The sequence below is a fragment of the Nonomuraea basaltis genome (assembly GCF_005893125.1).
GTDB lineage: Bacteria > Actinomycetota > Actinomycetes > Streptosporangiales > Streptosporangiaceae > Nonomuraea > Nonomuraea basaltis.
The window spans coordinates 1-15,913 of the sequence record NZ_VCJS01000265.1; the positions used below are offsets into that span (position 1 = coordinate 1).

Annotated in this window: 15 protein-coding genes; 8 read left to right on the forward strand and 7 right to left on the reverse strand. The window is 68.3% G+C overall.

Annotation, left to right across the window (positions count from 1 at the left end; all coding sequences use genetic code 11):
- The 6 genes from EJK15_RS59390 to EJK15_RS59415 all read right to left on the reverse strand — a co-directional run.
- A partial coding sequence (locus EJK15_RS59390; protein WP_138719217.1) for a DUF1048 domain-containing protein occupies window positions 1-369 on the reverse strand: 369 nt, incomplete at its 3' end.
- A gap of 2 nt (window positions 370-371) precedes the next feature.
- The gene (locus tag EJK15_RS59395; protein ID WP_138719218.1) at window positions 372-701 is read right to left on the reverse strand and encodes a PadR family transcriptional regulator; all 330 of its coding nucleotides are present in this window, start codon (window positions 699-701) and stop codon (window positions 372-374) included.
- A 134-nt stretch (window positions 702-835) separates the two neighbouring features.
- Window positions 836-2,065 carry a serine hydrolase domain-containing protein gene (locus EJK15_RS59400; protein WP_138719228.1) on the reverse strand — a complete coding sequence of 410 codons (1,230 nt, stop codon included), beginning with the start codon at window positions 2,063-2,065 and terminating at the stop codon, window positions 836-838.
- A 744-nt stretch (window positions 2,066-2,809) separates the two neighbouring features.
- On the reverse strand, window positions 2,810-3,001 hold the full coding sequence (locus EJK15_RS59405; RefSeq protein ID WP_240777908.1) for a DUF1048 domain-containing protein: 192 nt from the start codon (window positions 2,999-3,001) through the stop codon (window positions 2,810-2,812).
- 33 nt (window positions 3,002-3,034) lie between these two features.
- Entirely contained in the window at window positions 3,035-3,361 is a 327-nt protein-coding gene (locus tag EJK15_RS59410; protein ID WP_138719219.1) for a PadR family transcriptional regulator, read from the reverse strand.
- Window positions 3,362-3,557: 196 nt separating this feature from the next.
- Window positions 3,558-4,286, reverse strand: a complete 729-nt coding sequence (locus EJK15_RS59415) for a GbsR/MarR family transcriptional regulator (RefSeq protein WP_138719220.1) — start codon at window positions 4,284-4,286, stop codon at window positions 3,558-3,560.
- Window positions 4,287-4,551: 265 nt separating this feature from the next.
- Here EJK15_RS59415 and EJK15_RS59420 point away from each other — a divergent pair, with 265 nt between their 5' ends.
- Both EJK15_RS59420 and EJK15_RS59425 read left to right on the forward strand, forming a co-directional pair.
- Entirely contained in the window at window positions 4,552-5,790 is a 1,239-nt protein-coding gene (locus EJK15_RS59420; RefSeq protein WP_138719229.1) for a serine hydrolase domain-containing protein, read from the forward strand.
- A 344-nt stretch (window positions 5,791-6,134) separates the two neighbouring features.
- Window positions 6,135-6,797, forward strand: a complete 663-nt coding sequence (locus EJK15_RS59425; protein WP_138719230.1) for a DUF4097 family beta strand repeat-containing protein — start codon at window positions 6,135-6,137, stop codon at window positions 6,795-6,797.
- 267 nt (window positions 6,798-7,064) lie between these two features.
- Here the strand turns inward: EJK15_RS59425 and EJK15_RS59435 are convergent, their stop codons facing one another.
- Window positions 7,065-7,643: a helix-turn-helix domain-containing protein gene (locus EJK15_RS59435; protein ID WP_138719221.1), complete on the reverse strand. Its 579-nt coding sequence runs from the start codon at window positions 7,641-7,643 to the stop codon at window positions 7,065-7,067.
- Window positions 7,644-8,044: 401 nt separating this feature from the next.
- On the opposite strand from EJK15_RS59435, the gene kdpF reads away from it, so the two are divergent.
- The 6 genes from kdpF to EJK15_RS59470 are packed head-to-tail and all read left to right on the forward strand — an operon-like array spanning window position 8,045 to window position 15,907.
- Entirely contained in the window at window positions 8,045-8,134 is a 90-nt protein-coding gene (gene kdpF / locus EJK15_RS59445; protein WP_138719222.1) for a K(+)-transporting ATPase subunit F, read from the forward strand.
- Window positions 8,134-9,795 carry a potassium-transporting ATPase subunit KdpA gene (gene kdpA, locus EJK15_RS59450; protein ID WP_138719223.1) on the forward strand — a complete coding sequence of 554 codons (1,662 nt, stop codon included), beginning with the start codon at window positions 8,134-8,136 and terminating at the stop codon, window positions 9,793-9,795. The genes kdpF and kdpA overlap by 1 nt, the downstream gene beginning before the upstream one ends.
- A gap of 2 nt (window positions 9,796-9,797) precedes the next feature.
- A complete protein-coding gene (gene kdpB, locus EJK15_RS59455; protein WP_138719224.1) occupies window positions 9,798-11,921 on the forward strand; it encodes a potassium-transporting ATPase subunit KdpB in 2,124 nt (707 codons plus the stop codon).
- A gap of 1 nt (window position 11,922) precedes the next feature.
- Window positions 11,923-12,783 (forward strand): potassium-transporting ATPase subunit C, encoded by an 861-nt coding sequence (locus tag EJK15_RS59460; RefSeq protein WP_138719225.1) that lies wholly within the window; start codon window positions 11,923-11,925, stop codon window positions 12,781-12,783.
- The gene (locus EJK15_RS59465) at window positions 12,780-15,320 is read left to right on the forward strand and encodes a sensor histidine kinase (protein ID WP_138719226.1); all 2,541 of its coding nucleotides are present in this window, start codon (window positions 12,780-12,782) and stop codon (window positions 15,318-15,320) included. Before EJK15_RS59460 ends, EJK15_RS59465 begins: the two co-directional genes overlap by 4 nt.
- Window positions 15,317-15,907: a response regulator transcription factor gene (locus EJK15_RS59470; protein ID WP_138719227.1), complete on the forward strand. Its 591-nt coding sequence runs from the start codon at window positions 15,317-15,319 to the stop codon at window positions 15,905-15,907. The genes EJK15_RS59465 and EJK15_RS59470 overlap by 4 nt, the downstream gene beginning before the upstream one ends.
- Window positions 15,908-15,913: the final 6 nt, after the last annotated feature.

Below are 15,913 nucleotides of genomic sequence, written 5' to 3' on the forward strand. Positions count from 1 at the left end.
CTCGATGGCGCTGGTGAAGCGTTCTCGCTCCCGGCGGATGTAGCTCCCCATGGAGTAGCTCTGCATGAACGCCTCGACGAACTCCACGGGGTCTTCTCCGAAGATCTCGCGGATCGGGGTTCCGTCCGCCGCGCTCCGCTCGAACAGATCGGCGAGGTCCTCGAACATCGACGCCGCGTCGGCGCCGTCCCCCGGCCCGAAGTGCATCAGGTACCGCTCCAGCGCTTCGACCGCCGTGCGGTAGTTCTCGGGAAGCGCTTTGACGCGCGCCTTGTACTGCCGCCAGCGCCTCTTGTCCTCCAGCGACCCCGTGATCACCTCCAGGTACTGCCGGGCGCGGCTCTTCGGCTCGTTCGACCCTGTGTCCATGGCTATCTACCTCCTTCGCGGAGCTGTTCGAGCCGTTCAGTGAGGAAGCTCCAGGTCCTCCAGAACTCTTCGAGGTACTCCCGTCCCTGAGCGTTCAGGGAGTACACCTTGCGCGGCGGCCCCTTCTCGGACGGGACCTTCTCCACGTCGACGAGACCGCGCCGCTCGAACCTGACGAGCAGTGCGTAGATGGTGCCCTCGGCGATGTCGGAGAAGCCCTGATCCCGCAGCCACGCCGTGATCTCGTAGCCGTATGCGGGCCGGCCGGACAGGATCGCGAGGACGATGCCCTCCAGCGTTCCCTTGAGCATCTCCGTCACCAGCTTGCCCATGGAGCACCTCCTTCAGCTACCTAGTCGTGATGACTACCACTACAAAGTAGCACTGACTACTGGTATCTAGCAACACTGAATAGCTGAAGTGCAAGCCGGGACGAGGACGGGCCTTCCGGACGTGAGTACCGGCGTCAGTCGTCGATCGCCTGGTAGAGCGTGGTCCAGAAGTCGTGGATGAGCCGGGTCGAGTCCGGGGTGGACGCCCCGACCTGGGTGAGCAGGATGCCGGTGAGCTGATTGGCCGGGTCGGCGTAGGTCGCGGTGCCGCTTCCGCCGTCCCAGCCGAACTGGCCGACGGGCGCGTAGTCGCCGCGGTAGGTGCGCACCGCCATGCCGAAGCCCCAGCCGCCGTGCTGCCCCTGGCCGTGCGAGATGTGCACGTTGTCGACGGCCATGGCGTTGCGGGCGGCGTTCTGCTCGGCCGACAGGCGGTTGGTGGTCATCAGTTCGACGGCGGGCCGCGACAGGATCCGCCGCCCCTGGTACATGCCGCCGTTGAGCAGCATCTGGAAGTAGGCGTGATAGTCGTCGGCGGTGGAGTTCAGCCCGCCGCCGCCGCCCTGGAACGCCGGGGGCTTGCTGTGGCGTCCCCCCTCGGCCTCGTCCCAGATGAGGAACTCGCCGGTCTGCGGGTCGGGGGCGTACAGGGGCGGCAGCCGGTCGATCTGGTCGGCGGGCACGTGGAAGGCGGTGTCCTTCATGCCCAGCGGCTCGAAGACGCGCTCACGCAGGAACGTCTCGAACGACTGGCCGGTGACCCGGGCCACCAGCACGCCGAGCAGATCGCTGGCGATGTGGTACTGCCAGCGCTCGCCGGGCTGGTGCATCAGCGGCAGCGCGCCCAGGCGGCGCATCCACTCATCCGGCTCGGGCACCGGCACCGGCAGGTTCGGCGTGAGCCCCTGCTCGAAGACCGCGCCCATGATCGGGGTGCCGATCGACGTCATGTCCATGCCGAGCCCGAAGGTGGAGGTCAGCACGTCCCGTACGGTGATCGGCCGCCGCGCCGGGACCGTGTCGTCCAACGGCCCGTCGAAGCGCTTCAGCACCCGGCGGTCGGCGAGCTCGGGCAGCCACGGCTCCACCAGGTCATCCAGCCGCAGCCGGCACTCATCCAGCAACACCATCGCCGCCGCGACCGAGACCGGCTTGGACGTCGAAGCCATCCGGAAGATCGTGTCCCGGCGCATCGGCGCGCCACCGTCATGACGCATCGTCCCGATCGCCTCGACATGCGTCTGGCCGCCCCGGCTGACCAGGGCGACAAGTCCGGGAATCTTCCCGGACTCGACATGCCGCGCCAGCACCTCACGCAGCCTGCGCAACCCCGCCGCGGAGAAGCCGCTGTTGCCGGTTCCCATCATGAATCTCCTTGCTCAAAGTGTTCGATCTTGCGAGACCCGTCCCGGTGTGGCGCCCATAGGGCTTCCATGAGCGACGCACAAGGGGCCGGGGGTCAGCTCGGCGTGGCCCAGTTCGCGACCCTGAGGCCGCAATCGCTGAACCGTCCATGGCATCCACCATCGTCGGCCGCACTGATACCGGGCCGTTGCCGTCCTGACGCGGCCGCTGACACGACACCGCGCCCTCGACGGCGAGCACGAGGGCTGGTCAGCTGGGTCGAGAACGTCCGTGAGGATTCAGCGGCGGGCTGGAAGGGCCACAGGATCGGCTTCGGCGGCGATGCGGGCGGAGGTCTCCTCCCCGAGCCGGACGTAGCGGCCGAGGCTCCCGAGGCGCTGATGGCGGAATTCGGCCTGGAGCTTGGCGGCGGTTCGTCCGTTAGCGGCCAGGTGCCGCAGAGCGGAGTGACACAGCCGGTGGAAAGCGAGGGGGCCAGGAGCCGAACGGTGCTGGTGGCCCCTCACCTGCGGATCAGGGAGGCGATGTCGCCGAACAGTCGGTCGTGGGCAGCGGCCGCCTGGCAAGGGATCTCCCGCGTCGCGGAGCAGTCGCGGCGAGCAGAGACTGACCGCTTCGGCGCATCACTCGCCGCCTCACAGCCCCGTCCGGCGCGGACCAAGGTCCGACTTCAGCGGCTACCCGGTCCTACTGCTGCTCTACTGCACAACCCAGCGCCCGCCGGTGTCTTGGGTCGACGGGTGTTACTTCCCGGCCGTGCCGGGTTCCCCGCTGATGGACTCCTGATAGACGTCGGCGTAGGTGCGCGAGTCCTTGACCAGGTCGTCGCAGAAGGCAGCGACGTCGTTGCCGATGAGTTCCAGGACTCCCTTGCCGGCCGCGACGCCCTCCTCGAAGAAATCGACGATCCCTGAGAGCAGATTCCCGCCGAGCAACGAGATCGCTGCCTGTCATGGTCTCCCAGAAGTTCATCTCCCGCCCTCCTTGAGCTTGTCGATCCGTGATGTGATGTACTGCCATTTCGCCCAGAACGTCGCGAGTCGTTCGCGCCCCGCGTCGTTGAGCGCGTAGAACTTGCGCGGCGGGCCCAGCTCGGACGGTCGTTTCGTCACCTGGACGAGCCCGTTCTTCTCCAGCCGCAGCAGGATGGTGTAAACCGTCCCCTCGACGACGTCGGCGAAGCCGAGTTCGTTCAGCCGACGCGTGATGGCGTACCCGTAGGTCTCCTCGCTGCCGATGATTTCAAGCACGCAGCCCTCAAGCGTGCCCTTCAGCATCTCCGTCAGGTCGTCCATCGTGGGTCCTCTTCGGTCTCTCCTGGTACTTTGTGGTACCGACTACCAGTACACGGTATCACAGAGTAGTGGACCAATGTCCGGGTCTGCCCGGGGCGCTGTTGGCTACCACAAGCACCCCGGGCCGCCGGAAGGAATCCCCAGGGCGGCCGACATAACGCCCAGTTCCCTGGCGCTCGCCGGAAGCCGCGAGAGGTCATGACTTGCGCCCGGCGTTCCGGTCGGCCTGGTTCTGCTGCCACTGCTCCATGACCTGTCGGAGGGTCGCGTTCACGAGGAGCAGGAACTCAGCAGAGAAGCCGAAGCGGGCGCCGGCCGGGGTCGCGGCCCCGAGGATCTCCGCCGCGCGCTGCGATGCGGCGATCAGGGTGTCGTTCATGTGCAGAGCCGCAAGGGTGGACCGGACCCAGAGCTCGTCGTCGATGACATAGCGTTCGCGGCGCCCGCCGGGAACTCGTTCCCGGTTGAGTAGTCCCTGCTGTTCGAGGAAGGCGACGGTCTGCGAGATCGACGCGGGGCTGACGCGAAGCCGCTGGACCAGGTCGGCGGCGGTGAGGGTGCCGGAGTCGGTGACGTACAGGCAGGCCAGCACTCTGGCCGCCATCCGGGGCATCCCCTGCTGCTCGAGGAGGGTGGCGAAGGATTCCGTAAGGTTGTGGACCGCCTGGGGGTCACGCCCATGGCTGCTGTCGCCGACCGGCGGCGGCGGAGACTTGGCCTGCCTGCGCCGGCGCGCCCGCTGCTTGGTGGCCTCCTGCGCCCGCTGCGCCCCGTAATCGTCGGGCCCGCCGTTGCGGGTGACCTCCCGCATGATGGTCGAGGCCGGCCGCCCGAGACGCCGGCCGATCTCGGTGAATCCGAGCCCCTCGGCCAGCCCCGCAGCGATGTGCTGACGGTCCTCGTTGGTGAGTCTGTCTCCGGGCATCGGTGCTCGTCTCCCATCTGCCGGCATGCGTGGGGCTCGGCGCCCGCCCCCGCCGGACAGTATGCATTCACTCGGAGTTCATTGCAATACGAATCTTGATCGCCCATTGCATTCAGTGTCACATTCATTGCAATATCAGCCACTTACTGCGGTTGAACAGGCTTAGCAAGCCTTCTTATATGTTGACCAAACTATGAATGCAATGTACTGTCGCAAAAGTTCAGTGATCTATGAACGTCTGTCACGGTACGCGAGGAGATTCATGATGGGACAAGGCAACAGCGGCTTCTCCGAAGCAGGGCTGCGCAGACTGCGCGAGGTGCTGGCACGGCATGTCGAGTCCGGGAAGATTCCCGGACTCGTCGCCCTGGTCAGCCGGGGCGGCCAGACGCACGTCGAAGCGATCGGGACGATGCGCCATGACGGTGGCGCGCCGATGCGCCGGGACACGATCTTCCGGATGGCTTCGACGTCCAAGCCGGTCTCGGTCGCGGCGGCGATGGTGTTGCTGGATGAGTGCCGGCTGCGGCTGGATGACCTGGTGGAGCCGTGGCTGCCCGAGCTCGCCGACCGCCGGGTGCTGAAGCGCTTCGACGGGCCGTTGGACGACACGGTCCCGGCGCGGCGGCCGATCACCGTACGGGACGTGCTGACCTCCACCTTCGGGCTCGGGCTGGACATGACGGCGCGGACCGCTCCGATGATGAGCGCGTTCTTCGAGCAGGGGGTTTACGGCCAAGAGGACGGATGGCTGTTGCCCGAACCGGAGCCGGATGAGTGGATGCGCCGCCTGGGCACGCTCCCGCTGATGCACCAGCCCGGAGAGCGGTGGCTATACAACCTCAGCGACGACGTGCTCGGCGTGCTGGTGGCCAGGGTCACCGGCCAGTCGTTCGAGGCGTTCCTGCGTGAGCGCATCTTCGAGCCGCTGGGCATGAAGGACACCGCCTTCCACGTGCCCGCCGACCGGATCGACCGGCTGCCGCCCCTGTACGCCCCCGACCCGCAGACCGGAGAGTTCAACGTGGAGGACGAGGCCGAAGGGGGCCACCACAGCAAGCCTCCGGCGTTCCAGTCAGGCGGCGGCGGGCTCGACTCGACCGTCGACGACTATCACGCCTACTTCCGGATGCTGCTCAACCACGGGATGCACGACAGCGAACGGATCCTGTCCCGGCCCGCCGTTGAGCTGATGACCACCAACCGCCTCACGCCCGAGCAGACAGCCGCCCGAGAAGCCTGGGCCCGCAGCGTCGTCCATCTGTCACACGGCCAGGGGCAGCACGGCAGCTGGGGCTTCGGCATGGCAGTACGCACCTACCGCGGCGACTACGCGCCCGTCGGCCAGTTCGGCTGGGACGGCGGAGCCGGCACCACTACCTACGCCGACCCGCACAACCAGCTCGTCGGCATCCTGCTCACCCAGACCGGGATGTCCACCCCGGACTCGGCGCACGCCATCCACGACTTCTGGACCACCCTCTACCAGGCAATCGACGGCTGACCCGCCTACCTGGTCGAGATCGGTCCGGCAGAAGACCTCGACCAGGCTCCGGCCTTCGACGCCACCACGTTCTGCGATCAGCTGCATGACCGGCTCAAGACAGTCGCTGACGCCACCCTCGAAGGGCTCGGTGCCGCTGGGCGCCGGTCCCCCTCGCAACAGCGAGGGAAGCCAGGCCTTAAGAGCCGAGCACCACTTTCATCGACTGTCTGCACTACGCGGCCACGGGGTCATGCCCGGCTGGCAACGTCCCGCCATATGTCAGCGGCGGCGTCAGGACGGCGACGGTCCGGTATCAGAGCGGTCCCGCAAGATCGAAACAACACAGCACAAGGAGGCACATGATGCAGAAGTTCGACACCCCCGCCCCGATCTCCGCCGTCCTGGACATCCCCGCGGGACGCGTCCAGTTCATCGCCGCCGACCAGGCCGACACCGTGGTCGAGGTGCTGCCCGCGAACGCCTCAAAGAGCCGCGACGTGAAGGCAGCGGAGCAGACCACGATCGAATACGCCGACGGCGTCCTGCGGATCGAGACCCCGGCGAAGAACCAGTACCTCGGCCCGTCTGGATCCATCGAGGTGACGGTCAGGCTGCCCGCCGGCTCCCGCATCGAGGCCAAGGCGGCCAGCGCCGAACTCCGGACCGTCGGCCGCCTCGGCGACGTCGCCTTCGAAGGCGCGTACAGCCAGATCACGATCGACGAGGCCGCTAGCGTCCGCCTCACCGCGGTCGACGGCGACGTCGAGGTCGGCCGGCTGGGCGGCCCCGCGGAGATCAGCACCGCACGGGGCGACATCCGGATCGCCGAGGCCGTGCGCGGCACGGTCGTGCTCCGCACCCAGTCCGGCGACATCTCGATCACCGCCGCCGGCGGAGTCTCAGCCGCCCTGGACGCCGGCACCAGCCACGGCCGCATCAGCAACGCCCTCAAGAACGACGGCACCGCCGAACTCGACATCCACGCCACCACCTCCAACGGCGACATCACCGCCCGCAGCCTCTGATCAGCAGCCATGCCGCCGGAATAGGTGGCGGCCGGTTTGCGCGCCGCGTCAACCAGGCCGAAGCGCTCCAGCAGCAACCGGCATCGCCGCCGTCTCCTGCCTCTGGGCAGGAACCCCTGCAACAAGGCCTGACCATGAACCGGCCGAACAGGGCCGTCAGACCAACCGGTCTGACGGCCCTGAACCTTTTTCAGCGGCGCGGTCGAGCGCGTGGGGCGCTGGGTGGTGCCGCGGAGGCTGGAGCGGCGTGGTGGCGCCGACGACTTCTCATTCCTCGGTGGAGCGCTGATCCTGCTGCCGGCCGGTCCTGTGCTGCGGTGGTTCCTGGGCCGGGAAGAAGATGGCGCTGAACAGGTGAGGACTGCGGCCCGGCGCTGGTTCGTTGCCTGCTCGTGCCCGGAGCACCATGAGCAGCGCTTCGATCATCTCGGTGAGCTCTTCGCGGCTGAGCCAGAAGACGCCCTGCTTGTAGCCCACGATGTCGGCGGGCGGGTCGGCTCCCTCACGGTCGAGGTAGGTGTTGAACTCCGCGAGCAGGGTCGCCATGGCGGCAGCGAACCCCGCACGGTGGTCGTCCAGGGACATGGACGCGGCCGCGTCGGCGTCGATCACCGCGCGCTCTCCACGTAGGCGGTAGTGGCGCTCTACGGCACCGTGCACGCGCCGTTCGCCGGCGACTTCCAGCACTCCTGCCTCGGTCAGCAGTCCGACGTGCCGGTAGACGGTGGTCTTGGGCACGTCCGGCAGTCGCACGCACAGGTCCGAGGTGGTCTGCGTACGGCCGCCCGACATGGCGTGCACGATGCGCAATCGGACCGGATGCAGGAGGAGGTCGATGGAGTCCACCACGTCATTTTCCCACATCTGGAACCGTTGCAAAAAATAGAAATATCCCTTGCCACGATGGGGGCTATCCCCAGCCGACGCCGATACCGTCCAGACCGCCTCCGGGCAGCGCATGGGCACCGTCTATACCGACCTGAGCTTGATGAGTGCGCGCCCGCGCCGTCGCCCGGCCCAACGTAGGAATGGCGTCAATATTCGGGACGGGGCCGTATGGAACCCGTCAAGAACGACAAAACCCCACAAAACCTGGGATTTGCTGGTTGCACGGCCGCCTGCAGTAGCGCGGCCGTAACCAACATGTCCCGTATCTGAGGAGTGGGGATGACAGACGTCATCTTCGTCGCCCTGACGATCGCGGTCTTCGTGGTCCTGGGGTTGGTCGTGAAGGCGGTGGAGCGGCTGTGAGTGCCGTCAACGCCGCCGGTCTCGTCGTGGTCGTCGGCCTGGTGATCTTCGTGGTCGCGGCCTTGCTGTTCCCGGAGCGATTCTGATGTCCCCGACCCTGGCGGGGATTCTGTTCATCGCGTCCCTGCTGCTCGCCCTCGCATTGTGCTACAAGCCTCTGGGCGACTACATGTACCGCGTCTACACCGGTACCAGGCACAATGCCGTCGAGCGGGTGATATATCGGCTGCTCGGCGTCCAGCCGGACGGCGAGCAGCGCTGGGGCGTCTACGCGCGCAGCGTGCTGGCGTTCTCGGTTGTCTCCATCCTGTTCCTGTACGGCCTCCAGCGCCTGCAGGACCACCTCTTCCTCTCGCTGGGGATGCAGCCGGTCGAGCCCGCGCTGGCCTGGAACACCGCGGTCAGCTTCGTCACCAACACCAACTGGCAGGCCTACTCCGGCGAGTCGACCATGGGTCACGTGGTGCAGACCGCGGGTCTGGCGGTGCAGAACTTCGTCTCCGCGGCCGTCGGCATGGCGGTGGCCATCGCGCTGGTCCGCGGCTTCGCTCGCACCAAGACCGACACACTGGGCAACTTCTGGGTCGACCTGGTCCGCGGCACCCTGCGCATCCTGCTGCCGATCTCGTTCGTCGCCGCGCTGGTACTGGTGGCCGGCGGCGCGATCCAGACGTTCGCCGACCACAGCACGTGGACGACGCTGACCGGCGGCCAGCAGACGTTCACCCCGGCCGCGGCCGCGTCGCAGGAGGCGATCAAGGACCTGGGCACGAACGGTGGCGGCATCTTCAACGTCAACTCGGCCCACCCGTTCGAGAACCCGACGTCGTGGACCAACTGGGTGGAGATCTTCCTGCTGCTGGTGATCGCGTTCAGCCTGCCGCGCACGTTCGGCCGCATGGTGGGCGACAACCGGCAGGGCTACGCCATCGTCGCCGTCATGGGCGTCATCGCGGCGATCAGCATCGGCCTGACGAACTGGGCCGAGCTGAGCGCGGGCGGCACGGTGCCGCAGGCGATCGGCGCGGCGCTGGAGGGCCGAGAGGCGCGCTTCGGCACCTCGAACTCGGCCATGTTCGCCTCAGCCACCACGCTGACCAGCACCGGCTCGGTGAACTCCTTCCACGACTCCTACACCGCGCTCGGCGGCGGCATGCTGATCTTCAACATGCTGCTCGGTGAGGTGGCCCCGGGCGGGGTCGGCGCGGGCCTGTACGGCATCCTCGTGCTGGCGGTGATCACGGTGTTCGTGGCGGGCCTGATGGTCGGCCGCACCCCCGAGTACCTGGGCAAGAAGATCGGTGCCCGCGAGATCAAGCTCGCGTCGCTGTACTTCCTGGTCACCCCGGTGCTGGTGCTGGTGGGCACGGCGGTGGCGATGGGCACCGAGGTCGGCCGTTCGGCGATGCTCAATTCCGGTCCGCACGGGTTGTCGGAGATCCTGTACGCCTACACCAGCGCGTCCAACAACAACGGCTCGGCGTTCGCCGGCGTCAGCGTGAACACCACCTTCCACAACACCACGCTCGGCCTGTGCATGGCCTTCGGCCGCTTCCTGCCGATCGTGCTGGCCCTGGCATTGGCCGGATCGCTGGCCCAGCAGGCGCCGGTGCCCGCTTCGGCCGGCACGCTGCCCACCTACCGGCCGCAGTTCGTCGGCCTGGTCGTCGGCGTGACGATCATCCTGGTCGCCCTGACGTTCCTCCCGGCACTGGCGCTCGGGCCGCTCGCAGAAGGAATCCGCTAGACATGTCCACGCAGACAGTGCAGGCGCCGGGCCGTACCCCTGCCCCCAAGGGCGGCAAGGTGGGCGGCGGCCTGCTCGACCACAAGCAAATGATCAAGTCGTTGCCGGACGCGCTGAAGAAGCTCAACCCGGCGAACATGTGGCGCAACCCGGTGATGTTCATCGTCGAGATCGGCGCAGTCTTCACGACCGTCCTGGCGATCGGCGACCCGTCGTGGTTCGCCTGGGCGATCGTGGTGTGGCTGTGGCTGACCGTGATCTTCGCCAACCTGGCCGAGGCCGTGGCCGAGGGGCGCGGCAAGGCCCAGGCCGCCACGCTGCGGGCGGCCAAGCGCGACACCACCGCCCGCCGCCTCACCAGCCCCGACGACCACACCCGGTGGGACGTCGTGGGTGCGACCGAGCTCCAGCAGGGCGACTACGTGATCGTCGAGGCCGGGGAGAGCATCCCCGGGGACGGCGACGTGATCGAGGGCATCGCGTCGGTGGACGAGTCGGCCATCACCGGCGAGTCCGCACCCGTGATCCGCGAGTCCGGCGGCGACCGCTCCGCGGTGACCGGCGGCACCAAGGTGCTGTCCGACAAGATCATCGTCGAGATCACACAGAAGCCCGGCGAGAGCTTCGTGGACCGGATGATCGCCCTGGTGGAGGGCGCGAACCGGCAGAAGACGCCGAACGAGATCGCGCTCAACATCCTGCTCGCCGCACTGACGATCATCTTCCTGGTCGCCACGGCCACGATGCAGCCGCTGGCGATCTACTCCAAGGAGATCAACCCCGGCGTGCCGGACTCCCTGGCCCTGACCGGTGACGGTGTGACCGGGATCGTGCTGGTGTCGCTGATCGTCTGCCTGATCCCGACCACGATCGGCGCGCTGCTGTCGGCCATCGGCATCGCCGGCATGGACCGCCTCGTCCAGCGCAACGTCCTGGCGATGAGCGGCCGCGCGGTCGAAGCCGCCGGGGACGTCTCCACGCTGCTGCTGGACAAGACCGGCACCATCACCTTGGGCAACCGGCAGGCATCGGAGTTCGTCCCCGTGCCCGGCGTGAGTGAGCAGGAACTGGCCGCGGCGGCGCAGCTGTCCAGCCTGGCCGACGAGACTCCGGAGGGCCGCTCGATCGTCGTCTACGCCAAGCAGGCCTACGGGCTGCGCGAACGTCAGCCGGGTGAGCTGGCCCACGCCGAATGGGTGCCCTTCACCGCTCAGACCCGAATGTCCGGCGTCAATCTGGACGGCCGCGAGGTCCGCAAGGGCGCCGCCACCGCCGTCATGAAGTGGGTACGCGATGCCGGCGGTCACCCGACCGACGAGGTCGGCCACCTTGTGGACGGCATCTCGGCCTCCGGCGGCACCCCGCTGGTCGTGGCCGAGATGGGTCGCGTGCTGGGCGTCATCCATCTCAAGGACGTGGTCAAGGAGGGTATGCGGGAGCGGTTCGACGAGATGCGCCGGATGGGCATCAGGACCGTGATGATCACCGGCGACAACCCGCTGACCGCCAAAGCCATCGCCGACGAGGCCGGGGTGGACGACTTCCTGGCCGAGGCGACGCCGGAGGACAAGCTCGCGCTGATCAGGAAGGAGCAGGCCGGCGGTCGCCTGGTCGCGATGACCGGCGACGGCACCAACGACGCCCCCGCCCTGGCCCAGTCCGACGTCGGCGTCGCCATGAACACCGGCACCTCCGCCGCCAAGGAAGCCGGGAACATGGTGGACCTGGACTCCAACCCGACCAAGCTCATCGAGATCGTCGAGATCGGCAAGCAGCTGCTCATCACCCGAGGCGCGCTGACGACGTTCTCGATCGCCAACGACATCGCCAAGTATTTCGCGATCATCCCGGCGATGTTCGCGGCGGTCTACCCGGGGCTGGACGCGCTGAACATCATGCGCCTGGCCAGCCCGCAGTCGGCGATCCTGGCCGCTGTGATCTTCAACGCGCTGGTCATCATCGCGCTCATCCCGCTCGCTCTGCGCGGGGTCAGGTATCGGCCGTCCAGTGCGTCCAAGCTGCTGTCACGCAACCTCTACGTCTACGGCCTGGGCGGGATCGTCGTCCCGTTCATCGGCATCAAGCTCATCGATCTGCTGATCCAGTTCCTTCCGGGGATGTCATAAAATGGACCGCATGCCCAGCTGGGTCCGCCAGCATGTGGCCGCGCTGCGCGCGGTGCTCGTGCTCACGGTGTTCACCGGCGTTATCTACCCGCTCCTGGCCACCGGCGTGGCCCAGGCGCTGTTCAACGACAAGGCCAACGGCTCCCTCGTCCAGAAGGACGGCAAGGTCGTCGGCAGCGCACTCATCGGCCAGTCCTTCACCGACGCCGACGGCAACCCGGTCAGGAAGTACTTCCAGTCCCGGCCCTCGGCGGCCGGTGACGGCTACGACCCGACCTCGACCAGCGCCGGCAACCTCGGGCCCGAAGACGTGGTCGACACGCTGCCGGTACCCGGCGCAAAGGACGCCGACGGCAACCCGGACGAGGGCAAGCAGTCGCTGCTCACCCAGGTCTGCGCCCGGTCGAAAGCGGTCGGGGAGTTGGAGGGGGTCAGCGGTGCCCGCCCGTACTGCACCCCGGACGGGGCCGGCGCGGTGCTCAAGGTCTTCCCCGATCGTGCGGTCAGCGTCAACCAGGCCTGCCCCGCCACTCCCTTCATCGCCGCCTACCAGGGGCTGAAGGTGGAGTGCGCCAGGCCGGGCGAGGACTACGCGGCCGGGAAGACCGTGCCCGTGCGCGGGAACCTGACCACGGTCCAGGTGCCCGCCGACGCCGTCACCGCCAGCGGCTCCGGCCTGGACCCGCACATCTCCGTGGCCTACGCCGAGCTCCAGGCGCCCCGCGTGGCCCGTGAGCGCAGACTCTCGGTCGAGCAGGTGAAGACATTGATCGGCGAGCACACCACCGGACGGGTGCTGGGCTTCATGGGCGAGCCGACCGTCAACGTGCTCGAGCTCAATCTGGCGCTGGATCGGCCATGAGGAGGGGCCGTCTGCGGGTCTACCTCGGGGCGGCCCCCGGGGTGGGCAAGACGTACGCGATGCTCGGCGAGGGCCGGCGCGGCCTGGAACGGGGCCGGGACGTGGTCGTAGGCTTCGTCGAGACCCACGGCCGGGCCCGCACCGCCGCCCTGCTGGAGGGTATGGGGGTGATCCCGCGCAAGACACTGGTCTACCGCGGGGCCACGTTCACCGAACTGGATGTGGATGCGGTCATCGCCCGCCGGCCGAAGGTGGCGCTGATCGACGAGCTGGCTCACACCAACGTGCCCGGCTCGAAGAACGTCAAGCGCTGGCAGGACATCGACGAGATCCTCGACGCCGGCATCGACGTCATCTCCACCGTCAACATCCAGCACCTGGAGTCCGTCAACGACGTCGTCCACCAGATCACCGGCATCCCGCAGCGCGAGACCGTACCGGACGAGGTGGTGCGGAGGGCGAACCAGATCGAGCTGGTCGACATGTCCCCGGAGGCGCTGCGCCGGCGGCTGGCGCACGGCAACGTCTACGCCCCCGAGAAGGTGGACGCGGCGCTGTCGAACTACTTCCGCGTCGGCAACCTCACCGCACTGCGCGAGCTGGCCCTGCTGTGGGTCGCGGGCAAGGTCGACGAGCAGCTCGACCGCTACCGCGCCGACCATGGCATCGGCGCCACGTGGGAGGCCCGAGAACGTGTGGTGGTCGCGCTGACCGGCGGCCCGGAGGGCGACACGCTGGTGCGCCGGGGGGCCCGCATCGCCGCCCGCACCAAAGGCGCCGACCTGCTGGCCGTCCACGTCACCCACTCCGACGGGCTGGCGGGCGGCGACCCGGCCAATCTGGCCCGCCAGCGCGCCCTGGTCGAGAGTATGGGCGGCACCTATCACCAGGTCGTCGGCAACGATATCCCGCGAGCGCTGCTCGATTTCGCCCGCGGCGTCAACGCCACCCAGCTCGTGCTCGGCGCCTCCCGGCGCGGTCGCTTCGCGCAGATCCTGTCCCGGGGCGTGGGGGTGGAGACCACCGCGCTGTCCGGCCCCATCGACGTGCACCTGGTCACCCATGAGGAGGCCAAGAAGGGCCGCAGGCGGCCCGAGCGCTCCCGGGCGGCGCTCACCGGGAAGCGCAGGCTCGCTGGGTGGGGGCTGGCAGTGGCGGGCCTGCCGCTGCTGACCGCCGCGCTCACCCCGTTCCGGAACGTGATCTCGCTGCCCAGCGAGATCCTGCTCTTCCTGTGCCTGGTCATCGGCGTCGCCCTTGTCGGCGGCACCTGGCCGGCGATCACCGCAGCGGTCGGCGGGTTCCTGCTGCTCAACTGGTTCTTCACTCCGCCCTATCACACCTGGGTCATCGCCGACCCGGAGAACTTCCTCGCCCTTGTGGTGTTCGTCCTGGTCGCCGCCGCGGTCAGTGCGATCGTCGACCTGGCGGCGCGGCGTACCAGGGAGGCCGCCCGCGCCCGCGCCGACGCCGAGGTGCTGTCCACCCTGGCCGGGCATGTCCTGCGCGGCGAGGCCGCGCTGGCTTCGTTGCTCGGGCGGCTGCGTGAGACGTTCGGCCTGGACTCGGTCACCCTGCTCGAACGCGTCGGCGAGCCCACCCCGGACGACACCTCCCAACCCGCCGCGTGGCGCATCGTCGCCACGTCGGGAGCGGCGCCGTGCACCAGCCCCGCGGTGGCCGACACCGACGTGAAAATCAGCGACCGACTGGTGCTGGCCGCGCGGGGGAGATTGCTGGACGCCAGTGACCGGCGGGTACTGGAGGCGTTCGCCGCCGAGGCTGCGGTCGCGCTGCGCCAGGAACGCCTGCAGGAGGAGGCCGAGCAGGCCAAACCCCTGGCCGAGGCCGACAAGATGCGCACCGCGCTGCTGGCCGCCGTCAGCCACGACCTGCGGACCCCGCTGTCGGCCGCCAAGGCCGCCGTCGAGAGCCTGCGCAGCCGAGACATCGACTGGACCGCCGAAGACCGCGAGGAGCTGCTGGCCACCGCCGACGAGTCCCTGGACCGGCTGGACAGGCTGGTGGAGAACCTGCTCGACATGAGCCGTCTGCAGGCCGGCGTCCTCGGGCTGACACTCCAGCCCATCGCCCTGGAGGAGATCGTCCCCCGCGCCATCGACGACCTCGGCCCACTGCGCGACCGCATCGACGGCGACATCTCCTTCGACCTACCGGAGATCATTGCGGATCCAGCGCTCCTGGAACGCGTGCTGGTCAATCTCATGGCCAACGCCGTGCGCTACAGTCCGCCAGACGAGAAGGTGCTGGTCACCGCCAGCTGGCACGAGGACGTGGTGGAGATCCGTGTCATCGATCGCGGACCTGGCATCCCATTGGAGGCCCATGAGCGGGTCTTTCAGCCGTTCCAGCGGCTCGGCGACCGGGGGAACGGCACCGGCGTCGGGCTGGGGCTCGCGCTCTCACGTGGGCTGACCGAGGCCATGGGCGGCACTCTCACCCCCGAGGAGACCCCGGGGGGTGGCCTCACCATGATCATCCAGACGCCCATCTGGTCCAAGGCGGAGACCCCATGACCAAGATCCTCATCGTCGACGACGAGCCCCAGATCCTGCGCGCGCTGCGCATCAACCTGGCCGCCCGCCACTACGAGGTCGCGGTCGCCGACGACGGCGCCTCCGCCCTGCGCCAGGCCGCTGAGTGGCATCCCGACCTGGTCGTGCTCGACCTGGGCCTGCCCGACATCGACGGCGTGGACGTCATCCACGGCCTGCGCGGCTGGACCAAGGTTCCGATTGTTGTGCTGTCCGGCAGAGCCGGGAACCAAGACAAGATCGAAGCCCTGGACGCCGGCGCCGACGACTACGTGACCAAACCCTTCAGCATCGAGGAGTTCCTCGCCCGCATCCGCGCCGTCTCCCGCCGCTCCGCTGTTCAGGAGAGCGAACTGGCCAGCATCGAGATCGGCGACCGCACGGTGGATCTGGTCGGCAAGACCGTCTCGGGCGGCATGCGACTCACCCCCACCGAATGGCACATCCTGGAAATCCTGCTGCGCAATCCCGGCAAGCTCATCCCCCAGCGCTACCTGCTGACCGAGATCTGGGGCAGTAAGTACTCCAATGAAACCCACTACCTGCGCCAGTACATCTGTCTCTTATAAACATCT

What these genes read in the sequence shown, in the direction of transcription:
- EJK15_RS59400 (WP_138719228.1), bottom strand. Translation starts at nt 2,065, where the DNA reads ATGGGAACCGGCAACAGCGGCTTCTCCGCGGCGGGGTTGCGCAGGCTG.
- EJK15_RS59415 (WP_138719220.1), bottom strand. Translation starts at nt 4,286, where the DNA reads ATGCCCGGAGACAGACTCACCAACGAGGACCGTCAGCACATCGCTGCG.
- EJK15_RS59420 (WP_138719229.1), top strand. Translation starts at nt 4,552, where the DNA reads ATGGGACAAGGCAACAGCGGCTTCTCCGAAGCAGGGCTGCGCAGACTG.
- kdpB (WP_138719224.1), top strand. Translation starts at nt 9,798, where the DNA reads ATGTCCACGCAGACAGTGCAGGCGCCGGGCCGTACCCCTGCCCCCAAG.
- EJK15_RS59395 (WP_138719218.1), bottom strand. Translation starts at nt 701, where the DNA reads ATGGGCAAGCTGGTGACGGAGATGCTCAAGGGAACGCTGGAGGGCATC.
- EJK15_RS59425 (WP_138719230.1), top strand. Translation starts at nt 6,135, where the DNA reads ATGCAGAAGTTCGACACCCCCGCCCCGATCTCCGCCGTCCTGGACATC.
- EJK15_RS59410 (WP_138719219.1), bottom strand. Translation starts at nt 3,361, where the DNA reads ATGGACGACCTGACGGAGATGCTGAAGGGCACGCTTGAGGGCTGCGTG.
- EJK15_RS59465 (WP_138719226.1), top strand. Translation starts at nt 12,780, where the DNA reads ATGAGGAGGGGCCGTCTGCGGGTCTACCTCGGGGCGGCCCCCGGGGTG.
- EJK15_RS59470 (WP_138719227.1), top strand. Translation starts at nt 15,317, where the DNA reads ATGACCAAGATCCTCATCGTCGACGACGAGCCCCAGATCCTGCGCGCG.
- EJK15_RS59460 (WP_138719225.1), top strand. Translation starts at nt 11,923, where the DNA reads ATGGACCGCATGCCCAGCTGGGTCCGCCAGCATGTGGCCGCGCTGCGC.
- kdpA (WP_138719223.1), top strand. Translation starts at nt 8,134, where the DNA reads ATGTCCCCGACCCTGGCGGGGATTCTGTTCATCGCGTCCCTGCTGCTC.